Origin of the sequence: Sphingobacterium arenae (genome assembly GCF_014692505.1) — a bacterium.
Taxonomy (GTDB): Bacteria; Bacteroidota; Bacteroidia; order Sphingobacteriales; family Sphingobacteriaceae; genus Sphingobacterium; species Sphingobacterium arenae.
On record NZ_JACNYK010000003.1, the window covers coordinates 147518 to 171016 of the forward strand.

Below are 23499 nucleotides of genomic sequence, written 5' to 3' on the forward strand. Positions count from 1 at the left end.
ACCATGAGTAAGTTTCACTGGAATATTATTAACGTTTTTGGAAATTACGAAAAGACTTTTGGAGATCATTATTTAGGCGCTACTGTAGGATTTAACCAGGAGGATCGAACATACAAGCGAGTGGGGGGGATCGGTGATGATCTGCTTTCTGAATCGCTGAATGATCTGAATTTGGTGGTTGGAAATAGACAGTTCAGTGGAGGGGCCGACGAATGGGCTGTGCGTGGCGGTTTTTACCGGTTTAACTATAATTTTGCCGGAAAATATCTCTTTGAAGCAAGTGGCCGTTATGATGGAACGTCACGTTTCCCTCAACACAGCCGATTTGGCTTTTTCCCATCATTCTCTGTAGGATGGCGTCTGAGCGAAGAATCTTTCTTCGACAATATACGCCCGCTTATCAATAATTTGAAAATAAGAGGGTCTTATGGCTCCCTTGGTAATCAAGAAGTGGGTACGTATGAATATATCGCATCGATGGCGACCGGTCAACTGAATTATTTGGTGGATGGGCAACGGCTCACCACAACCAATCCTCCGGCACCTGTCGCTAATACACTGACATGGGAAAGTATCACCACCAGTAATCTTGGTTTGGATGTAAATATGCTGCGAAACCGGCTATCGGTAGAGACAGACTTCTATATTCGTGATACGCGTGATATGCTGAGCGTTGGCCAGCAATTACCAGGCGTGTTTGGCGCCGGGGAACCTCGTATAAATGCGGCGGATCTTCGGACAAAAGGGGTCGACGTGTCCATCGGGTGGAATGATCAGTTTCAATTGGCCGGAAAACCATTCTCTTATAACATCCGCGGTGTTTTCTCCGATTACGTCGCACACATCACCAAGTTCGATAATCCCGACGGGCATCTCGGTTCGCATTACGTGGGTAAACGTTGGGGTGAAATCTGGGGTTATACGTATGATGGATTCTTCAGCACGACCGAAGAAGCACAGGCTTGGGCTTCTATCGTGAATCAGGATCAAATCAACGTCCGTCGTGTGCAGGCGCCTACTGCCGAACTTCGTATGCTGCAGGCGGGCGACATCAAAATTATGGACCTCAATGGCGATGGCATTATTAATACGGGAGCAAATACGTTGGACAACCCCGGCGACCGACGGATTATCGGAAACAGTTTGCCGAGATACTCCTACGGACTTACATTAGGCGGGAGCTGGAACGGTATTGACATGACGGTCTTTCTGCAAGGGATTGGCCGAAGACATTGGTATCCCGATCGAAACAGCCAGGCATTTTGGTCGGTCTATTCACGACCGTATGATTCTTTTATCCCCACAAATTTCCCAAGCAAGGTTTGGTCGCCTGAGAATCCAAACGCTTATTTTCCATTGTTGCGTGGTTACACCGCTCAAAATGCCGAACTATCCGCAGCCAATGATATGTATTTACAGGACTTGGCGTATTTAAAACTGCGTAACGTGACCATAGGCTATACCTTGCCGCAAGCATGGATGGATCGGATCAAAGTAAGTAGACTGCGCGTGTATATGGGAGGAGAAAACCTCCATACCTGGACGAAATTAAAAACCGATTATCTCGATCCGGAGTCGGTGATGTCGGATCCCACAGGTAGAAGCTACCCGATGGGCAGAGTTTATTCATTTGGCGCGCAATTAACTTTTTAATCAAAGGTAAACAGCATTAAAAATTAAACAGAAGATGAAGAAGATATTTCATTATATAGCTATAAGCCTAATGGGGCTGATGCTATCCTGTAATGATAGTTATTTAGAGCGTTATCCATTGGCAGAATTGGCGCCAGAAAACTACTTTCGCAATGCAAAGGAATTGGAGAACTATACGAATACGTTTTATGATCAACTGCCCGATGCATTGGCTATACATTATAATAACCCGCATCAAGCGGATGATGAGGCTCGCAATACCTTGCCTAATGAATTTCGGGGAACTCGTATCACACCGGGTAGCGGTGGCGGATGGTCTTGGGACGCGTTACGACGCATCAATATTTACTTGGCACATTCTCACCAATCTGAAGATGAGGCCGCTCGTTTATTGTATGATGGAATAGCTCGATTTTTTAGAGCCTATTTTTATTTCGATAAGGTGGTCCGGTTTGGGGATGTGCCTTGGTATGATGAGGTGTTGGGCGTAGATGATGAAGGACTTAGAAAACCTAGAGACTCTCGAAAACTGGTGTTTGAAAAAATGCTGGAGGACATTGACTTTGCAATTGAACACGGTAGAGAGGCGAAAAGTGCACAATTGATTACCAAATGGACGGCGTTAGCCCTGAAGTCACGTATGTGTCTGTTTGAAGGAACATTTCGAAAATACCACGGTTTGGGAGACTGGGAGGAAATTCTACAAGCGTGTGTTGATGCATCCGAACAATTGATGAATGCCGGAGTCTATGGTATTTATAACGGGAATCCAAACACAGCGTATCAAGACTTATTTATAGCGGAGAACGCCATTACGGATGAAATGATTCTAGCGCTTCAATATACGGAAGCCGTTCCCTTGATTCATACCGCTAACTTTCATATTCTTTCCGCTTCGTTTGGTAGGCCTGGCATGACGAAGTCTGTAGTAGACAGTTATTTGATGGCGGATGGAACCCGTTTTACGGACATTCCCGGACATGAAACGATGTCGTTTTACGAAGAGACCCAAGACCGGGATCCGCGTATGGCACAGACGATCCGTACACCGGGATATAAACGGATCGGGAGTAGCCAAACATCTGTTCCAGATTTTGCGACTAGTGTAACGGGGTACCAATACGTAAAGTATATCTTGTCGCCGGCGTATGACGCGGGGCGGAACACCAACGATATGCCTATCTTCCGATATGCGGAGGTTTTATTGAACTATGCGGAAGCCAAAGCAGAACTGGGTACCTTATTACAACAGGATGTTGACCGTAGCATCAAACTCCTACGTGATCGCGTGGATATGCCTAATCTTGATGTCGATGCAGCAAACGCCAATCCGGATCCCTTTCTACTTTCCGAATACCCAAATGTAGAGACAGGTTCAAATACGGGTGTGATCCTTGAAATTCGCCGCGAACGTCGAGTAGAACTGATTAAAGAAGGGCATCGCTACCGTGATTTGATGCGATGGAAGGAAGGGGCGCGGCTGGCGCGACCATTTTATGGGATGTATTTCCCCGGTGTAGGGGAATATGACCTGGATCGAGATGGTGTGATCGATTTGGTGATTTATGAGGGCAGTGCACCTGCCCCAGTACCGGGTCGACAGTACCAGCAGCTGGGAGAGCTGGTGTTGGAAAACGGTCGAAACGGCGGACGGATTGTGAATCTTCCCGATATCACGAAGGAATGGAATGAGCAAAAGGATTATCTATACCCCATACCTTTAGACGAATTGTTGTTGAGTGACGAGAACTTGACGCAAAACCCCGGCTGGGATAAAACCGGAGGATAAGGAATGAAAATAAGAATCGAAAAAATGAAAACAAGAAATATAATGCAACTTGTCTTTTTGGTGTTCCTGATGCTAGCGGGATGCAAAAGCAGTGGAGAATTTGATCCCGGTCCGTTTGCTCGGGAGAATGACGACGATAAAACCTTGCTTAGTTTTAGCGTAACAGACGAAGCAGGAGATCCTATCGCAGGTGCGTATGTGGTGTCGTATCGGCAATTGGCACCAAAACATATTCGGGTCGGAGAAGGATACACGGACGCGCAGGGGAAAATACAACTCGAAGATCAGAGCCATACGACAAAAGGCTATGCAACAATTACCGCCCCGGGTTTTAACTCGAGGAAGGTAGATCTTGATTTGGAACAGAAGCAAGAAACTAATATTTCCGTGACGTTGCCTACGCAAGACGTCCTGAAAGTAATGAGCTATAATGTCCAAGAGGGCTTTAAAAATAATGCTCAGCAAAAACAAGCGTTTGCCGAATGGGTTCAAACATACGATCCTGATATTATCCTGCTTCAGGAGATGATGCATTTTACCGATGCTTCCTTTGCCGAGTTTGCACAAACCTATGGACACGATCATGCCGTGCTGACAAAAACAATTGGTATTCCTACTGGCATTACTTCTAAAGAACCGATTGATAATATTCGGAAAGTCGTTCAAACCGGCGTGTTGCATCATGGATATGTAACGGGTGAAACGTTTGGTATACGGGTGTTTTCGATTCACCTGTGTCCATATGAGGTGGATAACGAAAGGAATATTCATCGGATTGCTCGAAAAGATGAAATCAAAATCATTATGGATGATGCCGCACTATATACCAGTGTTCCTGTTGTTGTAGGTGGTGATTTAAACGACCATAATACGTTTGATCGAGACAGTTATGGAGCAGGCTATCGGTATGGAGACCGAGATCATACCGTTACCAATACCCTGAAAGCATATAACTTTCAGGACACCTATCCACTGCTTCATAGTGAATTTAAACCGACGTGGCCAGTCGACAATGTGTCGTCAAATGGTCCTAATGAAGGGGCGCGGTTAGACTATATTTTTGTGAGCGATAACGCTAAAAATACGGTTGTATATTCGGATATTATACAGTCGGCCTATACAGACAAGTTTTCCGATCATTACCCTACATACATCGAAATAAAAAAATAAACAAATTAACCGATGATGATGAATAAAAAATATGAGCAGCAGATACTATCAAAGATCTTTTTGGTGATATCGACGTTGTTTTTTCTAATGACTATGGGGAGCTGTAGCAAGGAACTAGAGGCACCCGACACGTTAGAAATTGAGAACTTAAGCCCGGTGGTTCGTGCCGCAGCCGGCACACTTTCTATTGATGTACTGTCTAATACGTCGTGGAAGATGGGCAAAACGGATGCGACCTGGCTAACGGTAGAAAATACCGCGGGGACAGGCAACGGTCAACTGCATTTGGCTTACGACGAAAACAACACTGTGGATCCTCGGACCGTCGAGTTTTTTATTGTGACGACCAAGGATGGGAAATATCACAAAATTGAACTTACACAGTTGGCTACCGATCCAATATTGGAACTGGATCAGGAAGAAATAGAAGTAGGATCGAGGTCGCGCACCCATGAAATTAAGTTGAACACCAATATCCCCGCAGCAGGAATCAGTATCGAAGTGCTGTATGAAGAGGAGGAAGGGAGTAATTGGATAGCGGGTATAAACGTCGGAGCAGAAACGCTAACGTTCCAAACGGCATTAAATACCATCGAAGAGGAGCGGGTGGCTACGATAATTTTATCGTATGGAAACACCAGTAATGATGATGTAGAAGACGTGTGGAGTACGATAACGGTGACGCAGATGGCCAGTGGAAACGATGGACCACCGGAGCTACGAGACTTTGATTACGTGAAAGAATTACCGTTGGGCGTAATCGATGAAAATATTTCCGTCATGGGGAATATCGTTTCGACAGGCGTTTCGGATAACTTTAGAAAGAACACGTATATTATCCAAGACGAAAACAGTAGTGCATTTGCTTTTGAGGCTATCGGAAGTCTTCCACTGAATCAATATGATAAAGTACATTTGCTCCTAGACGGTGCATCAATAGAAACGTTTGAGGATGGTGGGACCTCCTATAGGGTCATCAAAAATATAAGTGCAGCGAATGTATTGACGAGGGAACCTGATCCTAGTTTTTCGCCGAAGAAACTACGTATCAACGAGCTGACAGATGACCATGTATTAGCACTCGTCATCTTACAAGACGTAGAGTTTGCTATCCCACACGGAGGATATAGCAATTTTCATGAGTATTATACGACCCAATCGTATGCTGATTATGCAACGAAGCACTATCCGGCGCCTATCAGAGACATCCAAGGGGATAATATGTATCTTATTACCAACCGAGCGGTTACCTATCGGCGAAACAGCGTGCCAAAAGGGTCGGGAGCAATTACCGGATTGGTTGTTAAAGTATTGGATAGTGCGTATGGTGATTTGGGCGAATATTCTATACGGCATCTTAAAGAATCAGCTATTGCCATTGATCCCAATCAGGCAAATGGATTTTCGAATATATTGGTGGAATGGGAGCTTGGGCCAACAACTGGATTCCCGAACGGTACGCCTAATCTACCGCCTACAACAGGGCCTACGAATGCTACGCTACAAAAGGATGAGGGTACAGGTTTCTATGCCAGTAATACCTTGAATGGAATCTATCTCATCGATAAGTATAGAGGAGACAAATCCGGTGCAAACACGGTTATTTCCAATTCTTCCTACAACGTAAACTCGTGGGGAACGGGTAGATATTGGATTATGGACAATGTTTCTACATTAGGCATTACGTCTTCTCTCTCCCTACAGTTTGAGGCGGTAAGCGTGAGTAGTACCGGCAGCGGCGGCGGTCCTCGAGATTTTGCGGTTGAATATTCGCTCGATGGAGAAAACTGGAGTCGGATAGCTAATTATCAAATTACAGGTCAAATTGCAGCGAATCAGGTACAGAACGTGACCGCTGGTCTCAAAATGTTTACCTATAAATTGCCAAACGAGCTGCTCAATAAGCCGAATATTAAAATCAGGTTAATGAATATTAATAATACGTCTGTTAACGGCGGTAATATCGCCATCCCGGGATCAACAAGCCGGTTAGGGCATTTCTCCATAAAGTATAATAAATAGCGTCGTTCTACCTTTGAACGACTCGGTAGTAGACACGGGTGCTTCCTAAACAATGGAAGTACCCGTTTTCCATATTAACTTCCCTCACACAATGGTACGATGGTGTTTCTATCAATAAATAGAAGTAACTCCTTTCCACTTTCAGTCAACATAAACAGATGATTTTGTTTAAGAAAGCACCTGTTCATTTTTGTAATTATTCCTTCGTCGTCGAGGATATCATTGTAGTTTAACTATCTTTACCAAAACAAAAGCTAGGGCAGTAAAAATGGAAGATCGTTTTTATTGGATAATAATTTTTATACTTACAACAGCAGCATGTTATGCTTTGTGGTTGATGTACCGGAAAATACAGCGGTTGACAAAAAAGAGCAACGACCTTTTAGAACAAAAAGAGAACAGTTTAAAGAATGATCTTCATATCGATATAACACGCTATAAATTAGATCCCCATTTATTGAAAAATGCGCTGAATGCGATCCAGTCTCATGCGTACCACAGCTATCACTCGCTGGATAAACTATCAAATGTTTTGGATTACATCCTTTACGAATCAGACGACAAGTTTGTGAAGTTAAAAGACGAGATCAGTTTTGCGCAAAATTTGATCGAAATCAATCGCTTGAAAGTTAGCCCGCTGTTTGATCTTCACATGCGGATAAAAATGGCTCCAGAAGCTAGCAATTTGATGATTGCCCCATTTATTACGATAAACCCTATCGAAAACGCTTTTAAGCATGCGGATCTACAGAGTGAGAACAGCTTTATATCCATTGTGTTCGAAATATTGGGAAGCCGATTGTTTTTATCGATAAGCAATAAATTACAAGCCAATACGATGTATAAAAATGTGGCGCAAGGTGGTATCGGAAATCGCTCTTTTAAAAACCGATTAGACAAGCTCTACCCGAATAGTTACCAATTAGTAACGGAACAAAAGGAGGGCGTCTATCATGTTAAACTCGAAATAGAACTGCATGCCAATGATAATGATTAAGTGCGTTTTATTAGATGATGAATTTCCGATGCTGAGTTATTTACAAGCACTATGTAGAGATCTTGAAGAAATCGAGGTGATAAAATCTTATAATAACCCGTTGAAGTTTTTAGATGACTTGGATAAATTAACATTTAACACCTGTGTGTTAGATATCAATATGCCAGGAATAAATGGGCTCGAGCTGGCGAAGAAGCTAGAAGGAAAAGCCATTATATTTTCCACCGCTTATAAAGAGTACGCTGCGGAAGCTTTTGATTTGGATGCGGTGGACTATCTACGGAAACCTTATCAATTGGAACGACTGGAAAAAGCTTTCGGCAAGGCGCAAGCATGGTTGTCCACTAGAAACCAATTGAATCCAGTTTACGTCGAACTTAATACCAATCTTGGGAAATCTCGAATAAATACCAGTGATATTACCTATATAGTCGTAGCCGAAAACGATCGACGCGATAAAAAAATATGGTTTAAGGATGGGCAAAGTTTGTTAGCTAAGAACATTAGCTTTGATGATATGTTAGAAAGATTTCCGGAAGGCCAATTCTGCAAAATCAATAGAAAGACGGTGGTAGCTCTCCAAGCGGTAAACTATTATACGACCCAATGGGTGTCCTGTGAAATAGATTCTGGTAAGAATCCCATCCAATTTAAACTTTCCGAACAATACCGGGAGCATTTTATGTGGCTACTTTTGAATTAGTACAAAAAAAAGAGGTTTCAGTACAAAAATTGGAAAGCGTTCCGTTACTTTTCCTTCAAAACGAATATACTTGTGTATTGTCTACAAAAAATAATAGACAACGACATAGTACAGACATATGAAATTTAAAAGTATTTTATTTTATCTTTTTATTATTGTTGGAGGAGTCGCACTAGGGTATTGGATTATTTTTGAAGGAAAAAGCCTAGAAAGTGAAACGGCGGTGGCGCAAGAAATTATTGGCGGAACCGCTTGGCAACACTTTATTAAGTCTATTGGGGGTAATTTAGGATACCCGTTGGCGATGTTACTTCTTCAAATTATTACGATTATCTTAATAGCCAGATTTTTTGGAATTTTATTTCGGAAGATTGGGCAGCCGTCCGTTATCGGAGAAATAGTCGCTGGTATTGTTCTTGGACCGTCATTCTTAGGGCTCTATTTTCCAGAAATATCTTCTATTCTCTTTCCTGTCGAGTCCTTGGCGAACCTCGGTGTTGCTAGTCAACTAGGATTGGTGTTGTTCATGTTTGTGGTCGGCATGGAGCTAGATCTTAAAGTATTAAAGAACCAAGCGCACGATGCGGTCGTCATTAGTCATGCCAGCATTATATTTCCATTTCTACTGGGTATGGGAATGGCTTACTTCATTTTTCAACAAACAGCGCCTCCTGACCTTTCGTTTCTTTCCTATGCATTGTTCATCGGTATATCGATGAGTATAACGGCATTTCCGGTTCTTGCACGCATCGTGCAAGAACGCGGGATGACAAAAACCAGATTGGGTTCTATTGCTCTTACCTGTGCAGCAGCAGACGATATTACCGCTTGGTGTCTGCTGGCTGCTGTAATTGCTGTGGTAAAGGCGGGATCATTGGCAAGTGCAGGCTACACCATTCTTTTTGCCGTCGTTTATGTTGTGTTGACACTCCGTGTCGTGCGGCCATTTTTACAACGAATCGGGGACTTACATTCCAGTAAGGAGCGATTAAGTAAACCAGTGGTTGGTGTTTTTTTTCTGACACTTGTTATTTCCGCTTGGACGACTGAAGTTATCGGTATCCATGCGCTCTTCGGTGCTTTTATGGCTGGCGTTGTTATGCCGACGAATGTAAGCTTCCGGAATATTTTTATAGAAAAAGTGGAAGATGTATCGCAGGTGCTATTACTTCCCCTGTTTTTTGTGTTCACCGGATTGCGAACACAGATCGGACTGTTGAATGAACCAGAACTTTGGCAGATATGCGGTCTTGTAATCACGATTGCGGTCGTCGGTAAGTTTGTCGGAAGCGCACTTGCAGCTAAGTTCGTGGGACAGAATTGGCATAGTAGTCTGACAATAGGCGCATTGATGAACACACGGGGATTGGTAGAACTTGTTGCATTAAATATTGGGTATGATCTTGGCGTTTTGACAGACGAGATGTTTGCTATATTGGTGTTAATGGCACTAGTAACAACATTCATGACAGGCCCGGCGTTAGATCTCATCAATCGTTATTTCACGCCAGAAAAAGATTTGGAAGAAGAAGGAATTTTCAAGAAGAATAAATATAATGTGCTGATATCTTTCGCTAATCCTAATACAGGCAAGATCCTTTTGCGGCTCGCGCATATACTAACAAAGAAATCAGCCGAGAATTCCACGATATCTGCTTTGCACTTATCGCCTGGCAATGAATTGAATCAGTTTAACTCAGAAGAGTACGAACGCGATAACTTTACTATTTTGGATCAAGAAAGTAAGCTTCTGAGTCGACCATATCGCCCGATATTTAGAGGTACGGATGATATTGAGGAAGACATTGCTCAAATAGCAAATACGGATGATTATGATTTACTTTTAACCGGAATCGGACAATCCGTATACGAAGGGACATTTTTAGGTAAAATTCTTGGTTTTACGAGTAAAATGATAAATCCGGAAAAGCTCTATGGAACACTGACAGGGAAGGGAAATATTTTCGTAAATGATTTTTTTGATGATCGGACAAAGACCCTCTTAAAAACAGTGAACATACCATACGGTATTTTAATAGATAAAGGCTTACCCGAAAATATCCATCGTATAGTAGTGCCCGTTGAATCTTTAAGCGATAGCCTTTTGTTGGTATATATTCACAAATTTATCCAGAATAGTAGTGTCCATATCACCATTTGGGATCTTAACGATACAATCAAATCTTCGTTAGAACTCAAAGAAGCGGTACGGTCTATAGATCACGCCGCGCCAAACCATATCGAAGTCCGGTATGAAGAGACATTAGGTGCTATCACGGAATTGCAGACCTTTGAATTAATGCTTAGCAGTCTGGCTACGTGGAAATACTTGTTACAGAAACACGAAGAATGGTTAAAAGACATACCGAGTGCTTTAATATTAAAAGTGTAATTTTTGATAACCCATAAAATAATAGATATTGCCATGGAAAATTTTAAATTCGAAGCATTAGTGACCGAGGATTCTCAATTGAAAAAATTAGAAGATTGTATAAAAAAAAATCCAAACATCAACGAATGGCAAATTACAAAGCGTCTCAATGGTATCCTGTTATGTGTAAATGCCGCTAACGTGGGTGCTTTTGATATTGTGTTTGCTCTGCAAGAAGATGGTTTTTTCTTGGAACGTTTGTATGAAGAATAAAAAAATATCTTTTCACACAATATATCCCTCGTACAAACGTTCTAATATAAAGAGAAGTAAAAAAAGGATCTCCATATTATAGGGATAATCTTTAAAAATAAAAGCTTCTTTATGAAAAAATGTATCTGTAAAGAGTAAACAAAGGGTTTATTCGAAAAAAGAAACATAGAAACAGAAAAAAAAGATACGAAGTAAAGAAGTAAGAAAGGGTTCAGATTTAATCTGAACCCTTTTGCTTTTTTAATAAGTAATTTAAATAATTTAAGATCACAAAAAAAATCCCGAAGCGGGGAGCTCCGGGATTTTAACTAACTAACCAATTATTAACCTAAATTATGAATTACTTATATAACGTCTAAATTTTCCGGATGTTACATTATTATCTATGCGTTAACAAAATTTAACATTTTGGTACGATTGTCATGATTTGGTGCGATAGTCGTGCCGATTTATTTAACATTCATTTAACTGCCGACTAGTAAATTGTTGAAATTTATCACCTATATTTACAAAAAAAATTACTAGCCAATTATGACTAGCAAATAAAACAGAAGATCAATCCCATTTTTAGAAGATTCAATGAGTTCATCCGTCAAGTTTAACAATGTCAATACGTTGTTTTCCAAATCCCTTAAATTAAAAATCAACGATTATTTCACCCGTACATATAAAAAAAAGACGGGGAATAGACGGATATTTATTAAAGCAGCGGTACTGCTGACGACTTTTACAGTATTGTATACCGTGCTGATTTTTGTACAGCCGCACTGGGCTATCAGCCTGGTACTTTGTGCGTTGTTTGGAGCTAATTTGGCTGCAATCGGTTTTAATATTATGCATGATGCGGGTCATAACTCGTTTTCAGAGAACAAAAACTTGAATACTGTTCTTTCTTATACCCTGAATCTCTTGGGGGGAAATATCTACTTTTGGAAACTTAAACACAATATCGCTCATCATACCTATACTAATATTGACGGGGAAGACCATGATATCGAAGTGAAATTTATGCGTATTCATCACGATCAACAATTAAAAAAGCATCATCGTTACCAATCGTTTTATTTTATTTTTTTATATGGAATTTCCTATTTAGCGTGGATTTTTTATCAAGATTACGAAAAGTATTTTCGACAAAAAATGGGAGTAACTTCCAATAAATTTCATTTTCCGCTACGTGAACGCGTAATTTTTTGGACAAGTAAGATATTACATTTTGTTCTGTTTGTTGTAATTCCGATTGTATATGTAGGATGGGTGCCGACATTGGTCGGACTAGGAATTGCGGGTGCTGTATGTGGTATTAGTTTAGCAACTGTTTTCCAGTTGGCACATGTAGTCTCGGAGACGGAATTTAAAACTATAGATGAATCGAAGGTCGAAGAGGAGTGGATGATTCATCAGATCCAATCGACAGCGAATTTCGCTACGAAGAACAATGTACTGACATGGTTATTGGGAGGCCTCAACTTTCAAGTGGAACATCATTTATTTCCTCGGATTTGTCATGTACATTATCCTGCTCTCAATAAAATTGTGCAGCAAACCTGTAAAGAATACAATATTCAGTATATCGAGTTTAAGTCTTTTCGGCATGCTTTTATGTCGCATGTCAGAGTTATTCAGGCAATGTCTAGATAGTTTTCATAAACAGGAGGTGCATGTTGTAGCAGATACTTCAAAAAATAACGAAAAGTCTTTTATTTATAAATATTTAGCATTAACTTTGACGGCACAAGGCCCTGCCTACGCTTTTTTTACTTCCATTAAAATTACTTTGGGAGGTAGTTTAAGCTTTTTCAGTTGCCATTTAAGTTATCATAAATATAGACAGCACTCGTGCTGATTGGCGATGAAACCCTCCGATCTGAACATCTTGATATATGACTGCTAACAAATGAAATGCATGATTCTCTTAGGAAGCTGCAATGTCTTGTAGGGATATCATAATTTAGAAGAAATGAATTTTAATAATTTTGGGATAATAGATCCTATTATAAAAGCAGTCAATGAAATTGGTTATTCATCGGCTACACAAATACAAAAACAAGCGATACCTCTTATATTAAAGGGTCAAGACATCATCGGATGTGCTCAAACTGGGACTGGAAAAACAGCGGCTTTTGCCCTGCCTGTCCTCCAGTTGTTGTCATCTGATACTAAAAAATACAAGATGCCTCGTGCATTGGTGCTCGTTCCAACCCGGGAACTGGCTATACAAATTGATCAAAGTGTTGCGCAATACAGTAAGTACATCCATATAAATCGTTTAGCAATCTATGGCGGAGTTTCTCAGGTTTCCCAAGTAGAACGGTTACGAAAAGGAGTCGATGTGCTCGTTGCAACACCAGGGAGATTGATGGATTTGATCAATCAAGGACATGTAAGCCTTAGTCAAATTAAAGTGTTGATATTGGATGAGGCCGATAGTATGTTGGATATGGGGTTTGTACACGATATAAAACGTATATTAAAATACATTCCCCAAAAAAGGCAGACGTTGTTCTTTTCGGCGACGATGCCTCCTGAAATTCGAAAATTTGCAAATACTATCCTTCACCATCCGGCAGAAATCAACGTTTCTCCCGTTTCCTCTACAGCGGAGAAAATTGTGCAGTCGGTTTCTTTTGTCGAAAAGAAAGATAAGGCGGCTTTTTTGGCGAACGTTTTGCGAACGAATGATGTGAAACAAACTTTAATCTTTACGCGTACCAAACACGGAGCGGATCGATTGGTTAGAATATTAGGAAAGGGTGGGATACCTGCGGCAAGTATTCATGGGAATAAATCCCAAACAGCTCGACAAAAGGCGTTATCATCTTTTAAAAATGGGGGTATTAATATATTGATTGCTACTGATATTGCGGCTAGAGGAATCGATATTCAAGAACTTCCGTTTGTTATTAATTACGACTTACCGGTAGATTCTGAGACTTATGTGCATCGTATCGGCCGAACCGGGCGAGCCGGAAAAGAAGGTAAAGCACTTTCCCTATGTAGTGAGGAAGAAAAACCGACACTTTTAAAAATTCAAAAATTAATCGGCTTTCAATTGCCGGTAACGGAACAACAAAAAAATAATTTATCAATAAACAATTAATACAATGCAAGAAGGAACAGTAAAATTCTTTAACGTTACCAAGGGTTTCGGTTTTATTACACCAAGTAACGGTGGTCAGGACATCTTTGTACATTCAACAGGTCTAGTGCATGACGTACGTGAAAACGATAGCGTAACATTCGACGTGGAGCAAGGCAAAAAAGGTCTTAACGCAGTGAACGTTCGCGTAGCACAATAAGGGAAGTAAAAACAGCCTGATGTACATCAGGCTGTTTTTTGTGTTAAAAATGGCGAACTAAAAAGCTCGCCATTTTTTATTTAGCCAAAAAAAGTTAAGGCTGTAGTTCTATTTCTGAAACTTGGTTTCCCTGTTTCGTACGAATATATTTATATTTTACTTTCTGATTTACAGTCAAAACCATACCAGCTAGCTTATCGTTAAAGTATACGGTTTCTCTGCTCAGGTTATCCCGGATAAAACCATAGTGGCCGTCTTCGTTGTAATAGGAAACTTTACCGTATAGATACTCGTCCTCTAAATCTGCTGGACGTATGAGATCTTCTTCCTTAAATTTGTATGGTTGCGTAGGGGGAGTGTCGGAGATGTTTCCGAATTCATCCACATAGGCAAACATTTCTTCTAACGATTTACCTTTGTTGTTGGATGCTTTGTTTTGTTCTCTTCTTTCTTGTTTTTCTTTCTTTTTCTGCTGCTGTTTTTTAGCAAGTTCTTTTTTCTTGAATGTAAGTTGATTTCTTGACATTAAAAGGGGTTAAAGTTATAAAATAATAAGGAGTAAATCTTATAAGAAGCGGATTGCTTGAGGATAAGAGATAGGGCCTTTTTGAAATGTATACAAATATACGAATTTAAAACGGCAAAAGCAATTTAGCAGGTAGTGAACGCCCGATTATTACTCGTCCGTTTCATAACCACCCGTACAATCCATGCAGGAGCTACCATATGCATCGTATTCATCGTAAGCTGCACCTACTTTGCCAAACAACGTAATAATCCGATCCAATCTTATTGTAGTTCCGTTGTCCAATAATACAAAAACACCTTCCGATTTTTTTTCTTCCATCTTAATAACGCGACCTACTACCTCATCAACCTGATTATCTCGGTTGAAAAAGAATATTTTTCCACTACGCGCTTTTTTGATTTCCTCCTCTACGACTTCACGATATTCCCAAGCTACCGGAAGATAAGCGTCGTTCGTGGGTGTGTTCTTGTTGTTCATAGTATTCTATTTTTCTTTTATTATTGAAGCGGAGGGGAGCACCGGCAATATAGCGTGGTGAAAATGAGATCTTATTAAAGGTTTAAATTAAGCTTGTCGCCCGATTTACAGGATTTATAGATTGCATCTATTATTTTTAAATCTTTTAAACCTTCCTCTCCATCGACAGGTATAACAGATTTTTTACCTTGAAGTATAATAGAAGCCATTTCCTCCATTTGCAAGGTCTGGTGCGTAACGTGCGGTTGCGTAAGTTTACCTTTATGTGTTCGGCCTTCTATAGGACCATAACCGGTAGAGGGTTGCATTTCTGCAAAGCCTTTTTCGCCGTTTAAAAAAAAGCGATCTAGGTGATTCATGTTGTAAGTGGAGAGACAAGACGCTACGGCACCACGCGGAAAGCCTAGCTGGAATAGTATAGTTTCATCCACACCCTCTCTAAACTTCACTGGATCGGTCTTCGTTTCTTGCGCTGCCACCCATATAGGTTCTTCCCCTACCATGTAACGGGCACCATTGATAGCATAGATGCCAATATCGACAAGCGAACCGCCACCGGCTAAAGCTTTATCCAATCTCCATTGATTAGGGTCTCCTATTCGGAAGCCACACTGCCCTTGAAAAAAATGGATTTTGCCAAAATCGCCCTTTTCGCGCATGTGAACAACTTCGAGTGTATTTGGTTCAAAATGCATTCGATATCCAACTAATAATTTGACGTTGGCTTCGTTACATGCCCGGATCATTTCCTCTCCTTCCTGAGCATTCAAACCCATTGGCTTTTCACAGATTACATGTTTCCCGGCTTTTGCAGCTCTTATGACCTGATCGTGATGCAAAGCGTTGGGCGTAATAACATATACAGCGTCAATATCTGGGTTATCTTTTAGCTCATCAAAATTTTCGTAATTATAGCAGTTTTTCTCCGGAATTTGGTATTTTGATCGCCAGTCCTTAATTTTTGCCGGTGTACCACTGATCAAACCGACCAACTTTGCTTTTTTGCATGCCTCCATCGCTCGTGCAACGCGCGTTCCGTATCCGCCTAGCCCCATGATAGCTACTCGTAGAACCGGACCATCATACGGTTCTTTATTGAAATGGAATAAGTCAGATTGTCGTGTTGCGGCTAGCAAAGGAAATGCCATAGCCGAATACGTAATCTTCTGAAGAAAGTCTCTCCGTGTATGCATAAGGATGAGTTTAGCGTATTGTTATTTTATGCTTAACAATAAAAGAGAGAAAAAGTTTAGAAAGACATTCGACAATGTGGGAAAGAGAAGCTGTTTTTGTTAACGGAACTATTGCTTATATTGTTCTTTTTAATATTAAAGTTGGTGGAAAACATTAATTCGTTAATACATATAGATCATATCGATGTTCCTCCTCTGCCTGTGCAGAAAAGTGAACCTTATTATCTTATCTGGATCTTTGACGGAGATTCCATATTTTCAGTAGATTTTACGGAGTATAGATGTAAAGGAAAAAACCTCCTTTTTTTATCACCTTTTCAGTTGTTAAAATGGTCGGCCATCAGGGCTGAAAAAATTGATGTTATTAGATTTCACGGAGATTTTTATTGTATTGAATACCATAAAGAAGAGGTCGCCTGTAATGGTATTCTGTTCAATAATATATATCAACAGCCCTTTGTGTCTGTTTCTGAAAATGTATTTGAAGAGGTTAAGTCCATTGTTGCCAAAATAGGGGATTTAAGTCGCTCCCGTAAGAAATATGATGTTTCTATTTTAAGAACCTATCTTCAGTTAATACTAGCCCTTTGCAGTAAAGAAAAGCAGGTAGATCCCGAGTTTATAAAACGAAATCGACCATCCAACGATCCCATACTTGATTTTCAAGATCTTCTTAACGAGCATTTTATTGAATCTAGATCGGTCTCTTTTTATGCGGCATATTATGGGTTGTCCGTGGATACATTCAGTAAGAAAGTAATGCGATATTTTGGTAAACGCCCTTCCAAACTCATCCAGGAACGATTGATCTTGGAGGCGAAACGGCTCTTACATCTCTCTAGAAAGTCTATTAAGGAAATAGCAACCGAACTTCATATAGACGATGAGTTTTATTTTTCGAGATATTTTAAGAAAGAAGTCGGTGTCTCTCCTAAGAAATTTAGAGAAACCGTAGGAATCTCCATCGTTGCAAAATAATCTATGTTTTATACGGATTTGTCCATTCCGTAGGTTCCATATACTGCGTACTATTGCGTAGTCAAACTTTTTTGAAAATGGAAAAATTTATTCTATTATTTGCAAATGCCCAACCCTTTTTTATCAATTTTATCAGGGTTTCGATATTTATTGTCATGGCGTGGATTGGCGGATTGAAAGCATTCCATTATGAAGCGGATGGTATTGTACCTTTTGTCGCAAATAGTCCGTTCATGAGTTTTTTTTATAAAAATGCGGACGCAGTCGGGACTGATGTACATGGAAATGTTGTGCCGGAATATACCTTATACAAAAATCCAGAAGGGAAAACAGTACAAAAAAATGTGGACTGGCATAAAAAAAATGGAACTTATGTGTTTTCGTACGGCTTAGGTACGGTCATCCTATTGATTGGTATTACCGTTTTATTGGGTATTTGGTATCCAAAAATTGGCTTGTTAGGGGGCGTGTTGACGTTTGGCATGTCCTGTGTAACGCTGACCTTCCTTTTGACCACCCCAGAGGTATATGTTCCGAATCTCGGAGGAGATTTCCCGACCCCTCAATACGGCTTCCCATACCTATCAGGGGCTGGTCGTCTCGTTTTAAAGGACATCATCATGATGGCAGCAGGTTTAATCGTAGCTTCGAATTGCAGTAAAAGAATATTAGCCAAACGAAATAGCTAGTTCACAGAACTATTTACGTTTTGCTAGGTTATTTATAAGGAAAGGATAACTATGGCGATGGGTAAATATAGAAGTGGTACGGATAAAAAAAAAATCCTACGGATAGCTCAGATTGCGCCTTTGTACGAGTCGCTTCCGCCAAAGTTATATGGTGGAACGGAAAGGATCGTACATTATCTAACAGAAGAATTGGTTAGAGAGGGACACGATGTCACCTTGTTTGCGTCAGGAGATTCCATTACACATGCTCGACTGATTGCTTGTGTTAATGAAGGTTTACGGCTAAAACAAGACTGCATTGACCCATTGGCCTATCACATTATTCAGATGCAAAAATTGAGTGCATATGTTAATGAGTTCGATGTTTTACATTTTCATACCGATTATTTACACTTCCCATATAGCAACACATTAAAAATTCCGTCCGTTACAACCTTACATGGCCGATTGGATATTCCGGAACTACAAGATATCTATAATACTTTCCCTTATCAAAACTTGATATCGATTTCCGAAAATCAACGTTTACCACTCCCTCAAGGTAACTTTGTCAAAACAGTATATCACGGACTTCCTGGAAATCTACATCATCTTGGAGAAGGAACGGGTGAATATTTGGCTTTTCTCGGTCGAATTTCGCCGGAAAAAGGCGTTGAAAGGGCTATCAAAATTGCATTGGAAACCAATACAAAGCTAAAGATTGCCGCAAAGATCGATAAGGCTGATTTTGCCTATTACGAGGAGAAAGTTAAGTTTATGCTAGATCATCCGTTAATTGAATATGTTGGAGAAATAAATGACCAACAAAAGACGGAGTTTCTAGCTCAGGCAAAGGCCCTGTTATTTCCGATTGATTGGCCCGAACCTTTTGGCTTAGTAATGATAGAAGCGATGGCCTGTGGTACACCTGTAATAGCATTTAATAGAGGATCGGTGCCAGAAGTCATGGAAAATAACGTAACTGGTTTTATTGTAAACTCCGTAGAAGAAGCTATTCATGCGGTAAGTGGATTAAAATACTTATCGCGAATAGAAATCCGCCGTGCTTTTGAAAGACGTTTCACCGCAACCCGCATGGCTGAAGATTATATTGATGTATACCGTATCTTGGTTAATAGTAAATTTCCAGATGTTCATCGGGGCAGGACATCGATATTAGATGTATAAGCATGAAAGAAGAAATTGTCAAGGAAGAGTTCCATATTTCCTCCGAAGCTGTTAACACTGACGAGGTAAATATGGTGTTGAATTATTCGAATACGTTTGCAGTTTTTGACCGATCGGGTAATATTCGTCCGTACGGAAAAATGGTACAGGGAATATATCATAACGGCACTCGATTCATTAATAAGCTGGTATTACATATCGACGGGGAAAAACCACTTTTATTAAGTGGTTCCATCAAAGAGGGAAATTCCATTTATTGGGTAGACCTTACAAATCCTAATGTTAAAAAATGTACTATACCAGAAAATTCTTTACATATCGAAAGGCATCAATTTGTGAGGGAAAGTGCCTTCTATGAGGAAATTAAGATTTTGCAATATGAACCAGAAAACTGTGCCTTTGATTTGACGCTTGATTTTGCTGGAGATTTTAGAGATATTTTTGAAATTCGGGGAATTGAAAGAAAAGTAAAGACGAATAATGCGTATCCGATTTATCACGATGAATATTTTGAGACAACTTATTTGGGATTGGATGGTGTCGAACGTTCTTTTGAAGTCCATTTCCAATCAGATGTTGAATATACCTTAGCGAAAAATAGAGCTATTTTCTCAGTCAATCTCACTCCTAAAAAAGTAGCAACCATTCATTATTGTATTCATTTTCTAACAGGGAAGGAAAAAAAAGAAGCTATTTCCTACTTTGAGGCTAAAGCGTTAAATCAGCTAGAATTGAAGCAAAGCAAAACGTTGTTTTCCGATATAAAAACATCTAATGCGCAGTTTAATCATTGGTTATATCGATCGGAAAAAGATTTTATATCACTTCTTTCACATACGGATTATGGAAAATATCCCTATGCTGGCGTTCCGTGGTATAATACTGCCTTTGGAAGAGATGGAATTATTGCAGCTATGGAAATCTTATGGATTAATCCGGAGATCACAAAGGGGGTGCTATTGTTTTTGGCCGCAAACCAAGCTATTGATTTGGTGCCAGAGAAAGATGCCGAGCCGGGAAAAATACTTCATGAAGCCCGCAATGGAGAAATGGCGAATACAGGAGAAATTCCTTTTAAGCAATATTACGGAACAATAGATGCGACGCCTTTGTTTATTATGCTGGCTGGAATGTATTATAATCGTACAGCTGATCTGGAGTTAATCAAACATATCTGGCCGAATATTATTGCCGCGATCAATTGGATAGATGAATATGGAGACATCGATGGAGATGGGTTTGTCGAATATATACATAAATCTGAAAATGGACTGACGAATCAGGGTTGGAAAGATTCTTTCGACTCCATTATGCATGAAAGCAATCAGCTTGCCGATCCACCCATTGCATTATGTGAAGTTCAAAGCTACGTATATGGTGCAAAAGTTCAGGCGGCCAAATTGGCGCTAAAGCTGGGACATCAAGAGTTATCATTGAAACTGTTCAATGAAGCTGCTGTGTTGAAAGTGAACTTTAACGAAAATTTTTGGGATGAGGAATTGTCCTGTTTTGTTTTAGCCCTTGATGGACATAAAAAGCCTTGTAGAGTAAAGTCTTCCAATGCCGGACATTGTTTGTTTACGGAGATTGCAGATCCCGATAAGGCTATTATACTTGCAGAGACACTACTTGATTTAGACATGTTCAGTGGCTGGGGAGTTAGAACGCTATCCTCTCAATCGGGACGATATAACCCTATGTCCTATCATAATGGCTCCATTTGGCCCCACGATAACGCACTTATAGCTTATGGATTATCCAAGTATGGTTTGCAAAAACACGTTTTAAAAATTATGGAATCTATATTTGATGCGTCCTTGTTTATAGAGTTACAGCGTGTGCCTGAGCTATATTGTGGTTTTGAGAGACGAAAAGGCATTGGCCCAACAGCTTATCCTGTTGCTTGTTCGCCACAGGCTTGGTCGGTAGGGGCGGTATTTATGCTTTTACAGTCTTGTTTACGGATCGATATAAATTCCATTAATAAAACAATAACTTTTGATAGAATTATACTTCCTGATTATCTTAATGAAATTCGTCTTATTGATTTAAAATTGGGAAACGAAAAATGTAGTCTAATTATTAATCGTTCGAAATATGATAATGTAGCTTTCAATATTCTTCAGAAACCCGATAACTGGGAAATTGTAATAAATTAGCATCTGTTGTTAATGCCTGATTATATGCGGTATAAAGCGGCTTTTATCTGTAGTAATTGGCATGTCAGACTCTCTGAAGGATATGCCACAAGCCTCCTGTCCAATAACCCAACTCCCGATAATCGAAAAGCCTGTATCTTCACGATGTAAGTTAGCCAATTCTTGGTAGACATAACCTTCTTCTCCATATTCGCCTTCAGTATGATAAATCATCTGCTTGTCGTAGTACATCTCTATATTGGCACCCTCGCGCGATAGGATAGGTTTTTTAACAAAATGCTTCAAATGAATTGGTTCGTCAAAATAGGTGGGTAAGAGGTGGGGATGGTTAGGAAATAATTCCCAGAGAATGGGAAGTATCGCTTTATTGGAGAGCAGCATTTTCCACGATGGCTCTATCCATTGCGCTTCATTCGGATCGTTTATAATATGCACAGCAAACTCTTCTTGAGCCATCCATTCCCAAGGATATAATTTAAAAATAGATAGAATGGGTTCGCCTTCTAAATCTACAAAGCTATTGCCCGCCCAGCCAATATCGTCAATATAAATCAGCTTCGTATCGATGCCTGCCTGCAGTGCGGTATCTCGAAGATATTCAACGTTTGTCAAGTCCTCTAAGGTTTCTTTCGCACAGGAAAAATGTAAAATAGTTCCCTTAAGATAAGGCTTTAATTCGGTCCAACTTTTTATTAACTGTTCGTGGATGCCATTGAATTGGTCTGTAAGTTCGGGAAAGTAGTGGTTCTTCCAATACCACTGTACAATACCGGTCTCGAAAAGTGAAGTTGGTGTATCAGCATTGAATTCCAACATCTTTAACTCCCCACGTGTCGTGTCGTATGCAAAATCGAAACGTCCATATATCGAAGGATCATCATTATCCCAAGCATGCTCGATATGCGGAATCATAAAGGACGGTATATGAAAATGTTGATACTGTTTGTTTTTGATGATGTATTCTACGGCATCCAAACACATTTGCCACAGCTCATTGGTAGCTTTATAGATTAGATCGGCATCCCGATTACGGATTTCGTAATAATAATCGTCGATCCAGTAAGGTATGCCATCCAATGTATGGTAACCATATCCAATAGATTCCAGACGGGTCTGCCATTGTGGATCTATACGTACTTTTTTAACCTGCATCAGGAACCATAAGAAGAGCGAGTGGTAGAAGCAGCATTACGGCCAAAACCGCCACGTTGAGCTTGATAAGCTGCGGCTTTTGCGGCATTGGTGCCGGCCACCGATTGCGGATGTAAATTGTTATTGGCGTAACCGAAGCCACCTCCCAAATGTCTAAAAGCCATAAACCAAAGCAAGGCAGAGCCCATACCGCCTCCGGAATGCCCTTGTGTATAATTGTTTGTTACTTCTGTATAGGCTGCTGTTGTGTCTGCACGCATAAATACACGTTGCCTGCTTTCCACATTTTGTTTATCGTTAGGCGGTGCGCAAGAAGCTAATACCGAAGTTATCAAAACCAATTTGATACTGTTTGTTGCTGTTTTTCTCATTATTGTACAGTTACATAAATGGGCACTTTGCTCAATGTCGTAGATGAATCTGTAGTATTCCAAGTGCCCGGTGCCACAGCGGTTACGATCGTATCACTCATGGAAGTAATCTGTTCGCCATTGAACCAGATATGTTGTGTAGTGATATGCAACACGGAATCTCCTTTGGTCACTGTTTTTAAAGTGACTTCCCGAGCTGATTTTTTATCCAGTTGTTCCAATGCTTGTTCATTGTGCGTATGATGACAAGACGTAATGCTGAAAAGGCAAAGTAACGATAATAAATATTTCATCTATTTATTTTTTCTTATGGCTGATGAACGCTCGGGTAAATAATCATTACGCTGTATCAATGACTATTTACATCTTGGTTTCATATGCTGATTTACTTCACAAACTTAGTTAAAATGCGCTGTATTTACGAATACGGAATTAAAAAACAAGGCGTATAATTGTATCACTAATTGACTGTCAGAAACTTTTTCGGTAGTGGGGGCGAAGATGTCA

At 40.2% G+C, this 23499-nt stretch carries 21 protein-coding genes; 15 read left to right on the forward strand and 6 right to left on the reverse strand.

Annotated features, from left to right (window positions below):
* Positions 1 to 3 precede the first annotated feature (3 nt).
* The 11 genes from H8B17_RS20780 to H8B17_RS12900 all read left to right on the forward strand — a co-directional run bounded on the left by H8B17_RS20780 (position 4) and on the right by H8B17_RS12900 (position 14277).
* On the forward strand, positions 4 to 1653 hold the full coding sequence (locus H8B17_RS20780) for a SusC/RagA family TonB-linked outer membrane protein (RefSeq protein ID WP_190309628.1): 1650 nt from the start codon (positions 4 to 6) through the stop codon (positions 1651 to 1653).
* A gap of 34 nt (positions 1654 to 1687) precedes the next feature.
* On the forward strand, positions 1688 to 3442 hold the full coding sequence (locus H8B17_RS12855) for a RagB/SusD family nutrient uptake outer membrane protein (RefSeq protein WP_190309629.1): 1755 nt from the start codon (positions 1688 to 1690) through the stop codon (positions 3440 to 3442).
* Between the two features lie 24 nt (positions 3443 to 3466).
* Entirely contained in the window at positions 3467 to 4612 is a 1146-nt protein-coding gene (locus H8B17_RS12860; RefSeq protein WP_190309630.1) for an endonuclease/exonuclease/phosphatase family protein, read from the forward strand.
* A gap of 12 nt (positions 4613 to 4624) precedes the next feature.
* Complete coding sequence (locus tag H8B17_RS12865; RefSeq protein WP_190309631.1) at positions 4625 to 6634, forward strand: DUF5689 domain-containing protein; 2010 nt, start codon at positions 4625 to 4627, stop codon at positions 6632 to 6634.
* A gap of 268 nt (positions 6635 to 6902) precedes the next feature.
* The gene (locus H8B17_RS12870) at positions 6903 to 7631 is read left to right on the forward strand and encodes a sensor histidine kinase (RefSeq protein WP_190309632.1); all 729 of its coding nucleotides are present in this window, start codon (positions 6903 to 6905) and stop codon (positions 7629 to 7631) included.
* On the forward strand, positions 7618 to 8334 hold the full coding sequence (locus H8B17_RS12875; RefSeq protein WP_190309633.1) for a LytR/AlgR family response regulator transcription factor: 717 nt from the start codon (positions 7618 to 7620) through the stop codon (positions 8332 to 8334). Before H8B17_RS12870 ends, H8B17_RS12875 begins: the two co-directional genes overlap by 14 nt.
* A gap of 118 nt (positions 8335 to 8452) precedes the next feature.
* Positions 8453 to 10726, forward strand: coding sequence for a cation:proton antiporter (locus H8B17_RS12880; RefSeq protein WP_190309634.1), 2274 nt, complete (start codon positions 8453 to 8455; stop codon positions 10724 to 10726).
* Between the two features lie 33 nt (positions 10727 to 10759).
* Positions 10760 to 10978 carry a hypothetical protein gene (locus H8B17_RS12885; RefSeq protein WP_190309635.1) on the forward strand — a complete coding sequence of 73 codons (219 nt, stop codon included), beginning with the start codon at positions 10760 to 10762 and terminating at the stop codon, positions 10976 to 10978.
* 579 nt (positions 10979 to 11557) lie between these two features.
* On the forward strand, positions 11558 to 12619 hold the full coding sequence (locus H8B17_RS12890; protein ID WP_190309636.1) for a fatty acid desaturase family protein: 1062 nt from the start codon (positions 11558 to 11560) through the stop codon (positions 12617 to 12619).
* Between the two features lie 319 nt (positions 12620 to 12938).
* Positions 12939 to 14078 (forward strand): DEAD/DEAH box helicase, encoded by a 1140-nt coding sequence (locus H8B17_RS12895; protein WP_190309637.1) that lies wholly within the window; start codon positions 12939 to 12941, stop codon positions 14076 to 14078.
* 4 nt (positions 14079 to 14082) lie between these two features.
* Positions 14083 to 14277: a cold-shock protein gene (locus tag H8B17_RS12900; protein ID WP_190309638.1), complete on the forward strand. Its 195-nt coding sequence runs from the start codon at positions 14083 to 14085 to the stop codon at positions 14275 to 14277.
* A gap of 94 nt (positions 14278 to 14371) precedes the next feature.
* Here the strand turns inward: H8B17_RS12900 and H8B17_RS12905 are convergent, their stop codons facing one another.
* From H8B17_RS12905 to H8B17_RS12915, 3 genes are all read right to left on the reverse strand, one after another.
* A complete protein-coding gene (locus H8B17_RS12905) occupies positions 14372 to 14803 on the reverse strand; it encodes a cold-shock protein (protein ID WP_223816554.1) in 432 nt (143 codons plus the stop codon).
* A 150-nt stretch (positions 14804 to 14953) separates the two neighbouring features.
* Positions 14954 to 15283: a hypothetical protein gene (locus tag H8B17_RS12910; protein WP_190309639.1), complete on the reverse strand. Its 330-nt coding sequence runs from the start codon at positions 15281 to 15283 to the stop codon at positions 14954 to 14956.
* 74 nt (positions 15284 to 15357) lie between these two features.
* Positions 15358 to 16476 (reverse strand): Gfo/Idh/MocA family protein, encoded by a 1119-nt coding sequence (locus H8B17_RS12915; protein WP_190309640.1) that lies wholly within the window; start codon positions 16474 to 16476, stop codon positions 15358 to 15360.
* A 144-nt stretch (positions 16477 to 16620) separates the two neighbouring features.
* On the opposite strand from H8B17_RS12915, the gene H8B17_RS12920 reads away from it, so the two are divergent.
* The 4 genes from H8B17_RS12920 (at position 16621) to H8B17_RS12935 (ending at position 21469) form a co-directional block, all read left to right on the forward strand.
* A complete protein-coding gene (locus H8B17_RS12920) occupies positions 16621 to 17454 on the forward strand; it encodes a helix-turn-helix domain-containing protein (RefSeq protein ID WP_317171034.1) in 834 nt (277 codons plus the stop codon).
* 77 nt (positions 17455 to 17531) lie between these two features.
* Positions 17532 to 18143, forward strand: a complete 612-nt coding sequence (locus tag H8B17_RS12925; RefSeq protein WP_190309641.1) for a DUF417 family protein — start codon at positions 17532 to 17534, stop codon at positions 18141 to 18143.
* Between the two features lie 57 nt (positions 18144 to 18200).
* On the forward strand, positions 18201 to 19310 hold the full coding sequence (locus H8B17_RS12930; RefSeq protein ID WP_190309880.1) for a glycosyltransferase family 4 protein: 1110 nt from the start codon (positions 18201 to 18203) through the stop codon (positions 19308 to 19310).
* 2 nt (positions 19311 to 19312) lie between these two features.
* A complete protein-coding gene (locus H8B17_RS12935) occupies positions 19313 to 21469 on the forward strand; it encodes an amylo-alpha-1,6-glucosidase (RefSeq protein ID WP_190309642.1) in 2157 nt (718 codons plus the stop codon).
* Between the two features lie 9 nt (positions 21470 to 21478).
* Here the strand turns inward: H8B17_RS12935 and H8B17_RS12940 are convergent, their stop codons facing one another.
* Genes H8B17_RS12940 through H8B17_RS12950 form a run of 3 tightly spaced genes read right to left on the reverse strand, consistent with a single transcriptional unit; the run spans position 21479 to position 23285 of the window.
* Positions 21479 to 22621, reverse strand: a complete 1143-nt coding sequence (locus H8B17_RS12940) for a glutathionylspermidine synthase family protein (protein WP_190309643.1) — start codon at positions 22619 to 22621, stop codon at positions 21479 to 21481.
* Positions 22621 to 22992 carry a hypothetical protein gene (locus tag H8B17_RS12945; RefSeq protein ID WP_190309644.1) on the reverse strand — a complete coding sequence of 124 codons (372 nt, stop codon included), beginning with the start codon at positions 22990 to 22992 and terminating at the stop codon, positions 22621 to 22623. The genes H8B17_RS12940 and H8B17_RS12945 overlap by 1 nt, the downstream gene beginning before the upstream one ends.
* Positions 22992 to 23285 (reverse strand): hypothetical protein, encoded by a 294-nt coding sequence (locus H8B17_RS12950; RefSeq protein WP_190309645.1) that lies wholly within the window; start codon positions 23283 to 23285, stop codon positions 22992 to 22994. The genes H8B17_RS12945 and H8B17_RS12950 overlap by 1 nt, the downstream gene beginning before the upstream one ends.
* Positions 23286 to 23499 lie beyond the last annotated feature (214 nt).

Excerpts from the sequence above, each read along its gene's own strand:
- H8B17_RS20780 (WP_190309628.1), top strand. The coding sequence starts at position 4 with ATGAGTAAGTTTCACTGGAATATTATTAACGTTTTTGGAAATTACGAA.
- H8B17_RS12855 (WP_190309629.1), top strand. The coding sequence starts at position 1,688 with ATGAAGAAGATATTTCATTATATAGCTATAAGCCTAATGGGGCTGATG.
- H8B17_RS12860 (WP_190309630.1), top strand. The coding sequence starts at position 3,467 with ATGAAAACAAGAAATATAATGCAACTTGTCTTTTTGGTGTTCCTGATG.
- H8B17_RS12865 (WP_190309631.1), top strand. The coding sequence starts at position 4,625 with ATGATGATGAATAAAAAATATGAGCAGCAGATACTATCAAAGATCTTT.
- H8B17_RS12870 (WP_190309632.1), top strand. The coding sequence starts at position 6,903 with ATGGAAGATCGTTTTTATTGGATAATAATTTTTATACTTACAACAGCA.
- H8B17_RS12875 (WP_190309633.1), top strand. The coding sequence starts at position 7,618 with ATGATAATGATTAAGTGCGTTTTATTAGATGATGAATTTCCGATGCTG.
- H8B17_RS12880 (WP_190309634.1), top strand. The coding sequence starts at position 8,453 with ATGAAATTTAAAAGTATTTTATTTTATCTTTTTATTATTGTTGGAGGA.
- H8B17_RS12885 (WP_190309635.1), top strand. The coding sequence starts at position 10,760 with ATGGAAAATTTTAAATTCGAAGCATTAGTGACCGAGGATTCTCAATTG.
- H8B17_RS12890 (WP_190309636.1), top strand. The coding sequence starts at position 11,558 with ATGAGTTCATCCGTCAAGTTTAACAATGTCAATACGTTGTTTTCCAAA.
- H8B17_RS12895 (WP_190309637.1), top strand. The coding sequence starts at position 12,939 with ATGAATTTTAATAATTTTGGGATAATAGATCCTATTATAAAAGCAGTC.
- H8B17_RS12900 (WP_190309638.1), top strand. The coding sequence starts at position 14,083 with ATGCAAGAAGGAACAGTAAAATTCTTTAACGTTACCAAGGGTTTCGGT.
- H8B17_RS12905 (WP_223816554.1), bottom strand. The coding sequence starts at position 14,803 with ATGTCAAGAAATCAACTTACATTCAAGAAAAAAGAACTTGCTAAAAAA.
- H8B17_RS12910 (WP_190309639.1), bottom strand. The coding sequence starts at position 15,283 with ATGAACAACAAGAACACACCCACGAACGACGCTTATCTTCCGGTAGCT.
- H8B17_RS12915 (WP_190309640.1), bottom strand. The coding sequence starts at position 16,476 with ATGCATACACGGAGAGACTTTCTTCAGAAGATTACGTATTCGGCTATG.
- H8B17_RS12925 (WP_190309641.1), top strand. The coding sequence starts at position 17,532 with ATGGAAAAATTTATTCTATTATTTGCAAATGCCCAACCCTTTTTTATC.
- H8B17_RS12930 (WP_190309880.1), top strand. The coding sequence starts at position 18,201 with ATGGGTAAATATAGAAGTGGTACGGATAAAAAAAAAATCCTACGGATA.
- H8B17_RS12935 (WP_190309642.1), top strand. The coding sequence starts at position 19,313 with ATGAAAGAAGAAATTGTCAAGGAAGAGTTCCATATTTCCTCCGAAGCT.
- H8B17_RS12940 (WP_190309643.1), bottom strand. The coding sequence starts at position 22,621 with ATGCAGGTTAAAAAAGTACGTATAGATCCACAATGGCAGACCCGTCTG.
- H8B17_RS12945 (WP_190309644.1), bottom strand. The coding sequence starts at position 22,992 with ATGAGAAAAACAGCAACAAACAGTATCAAATTGGTTTTGATAACTTCG.
- H8B17_RS12950 (WP_190309645.1), bottom strand. The coding sequence starts at position 23,285 with ATGAAATATTTATTATCGTTACTTTGCCTTTTCAGCATTACGTCTTGT.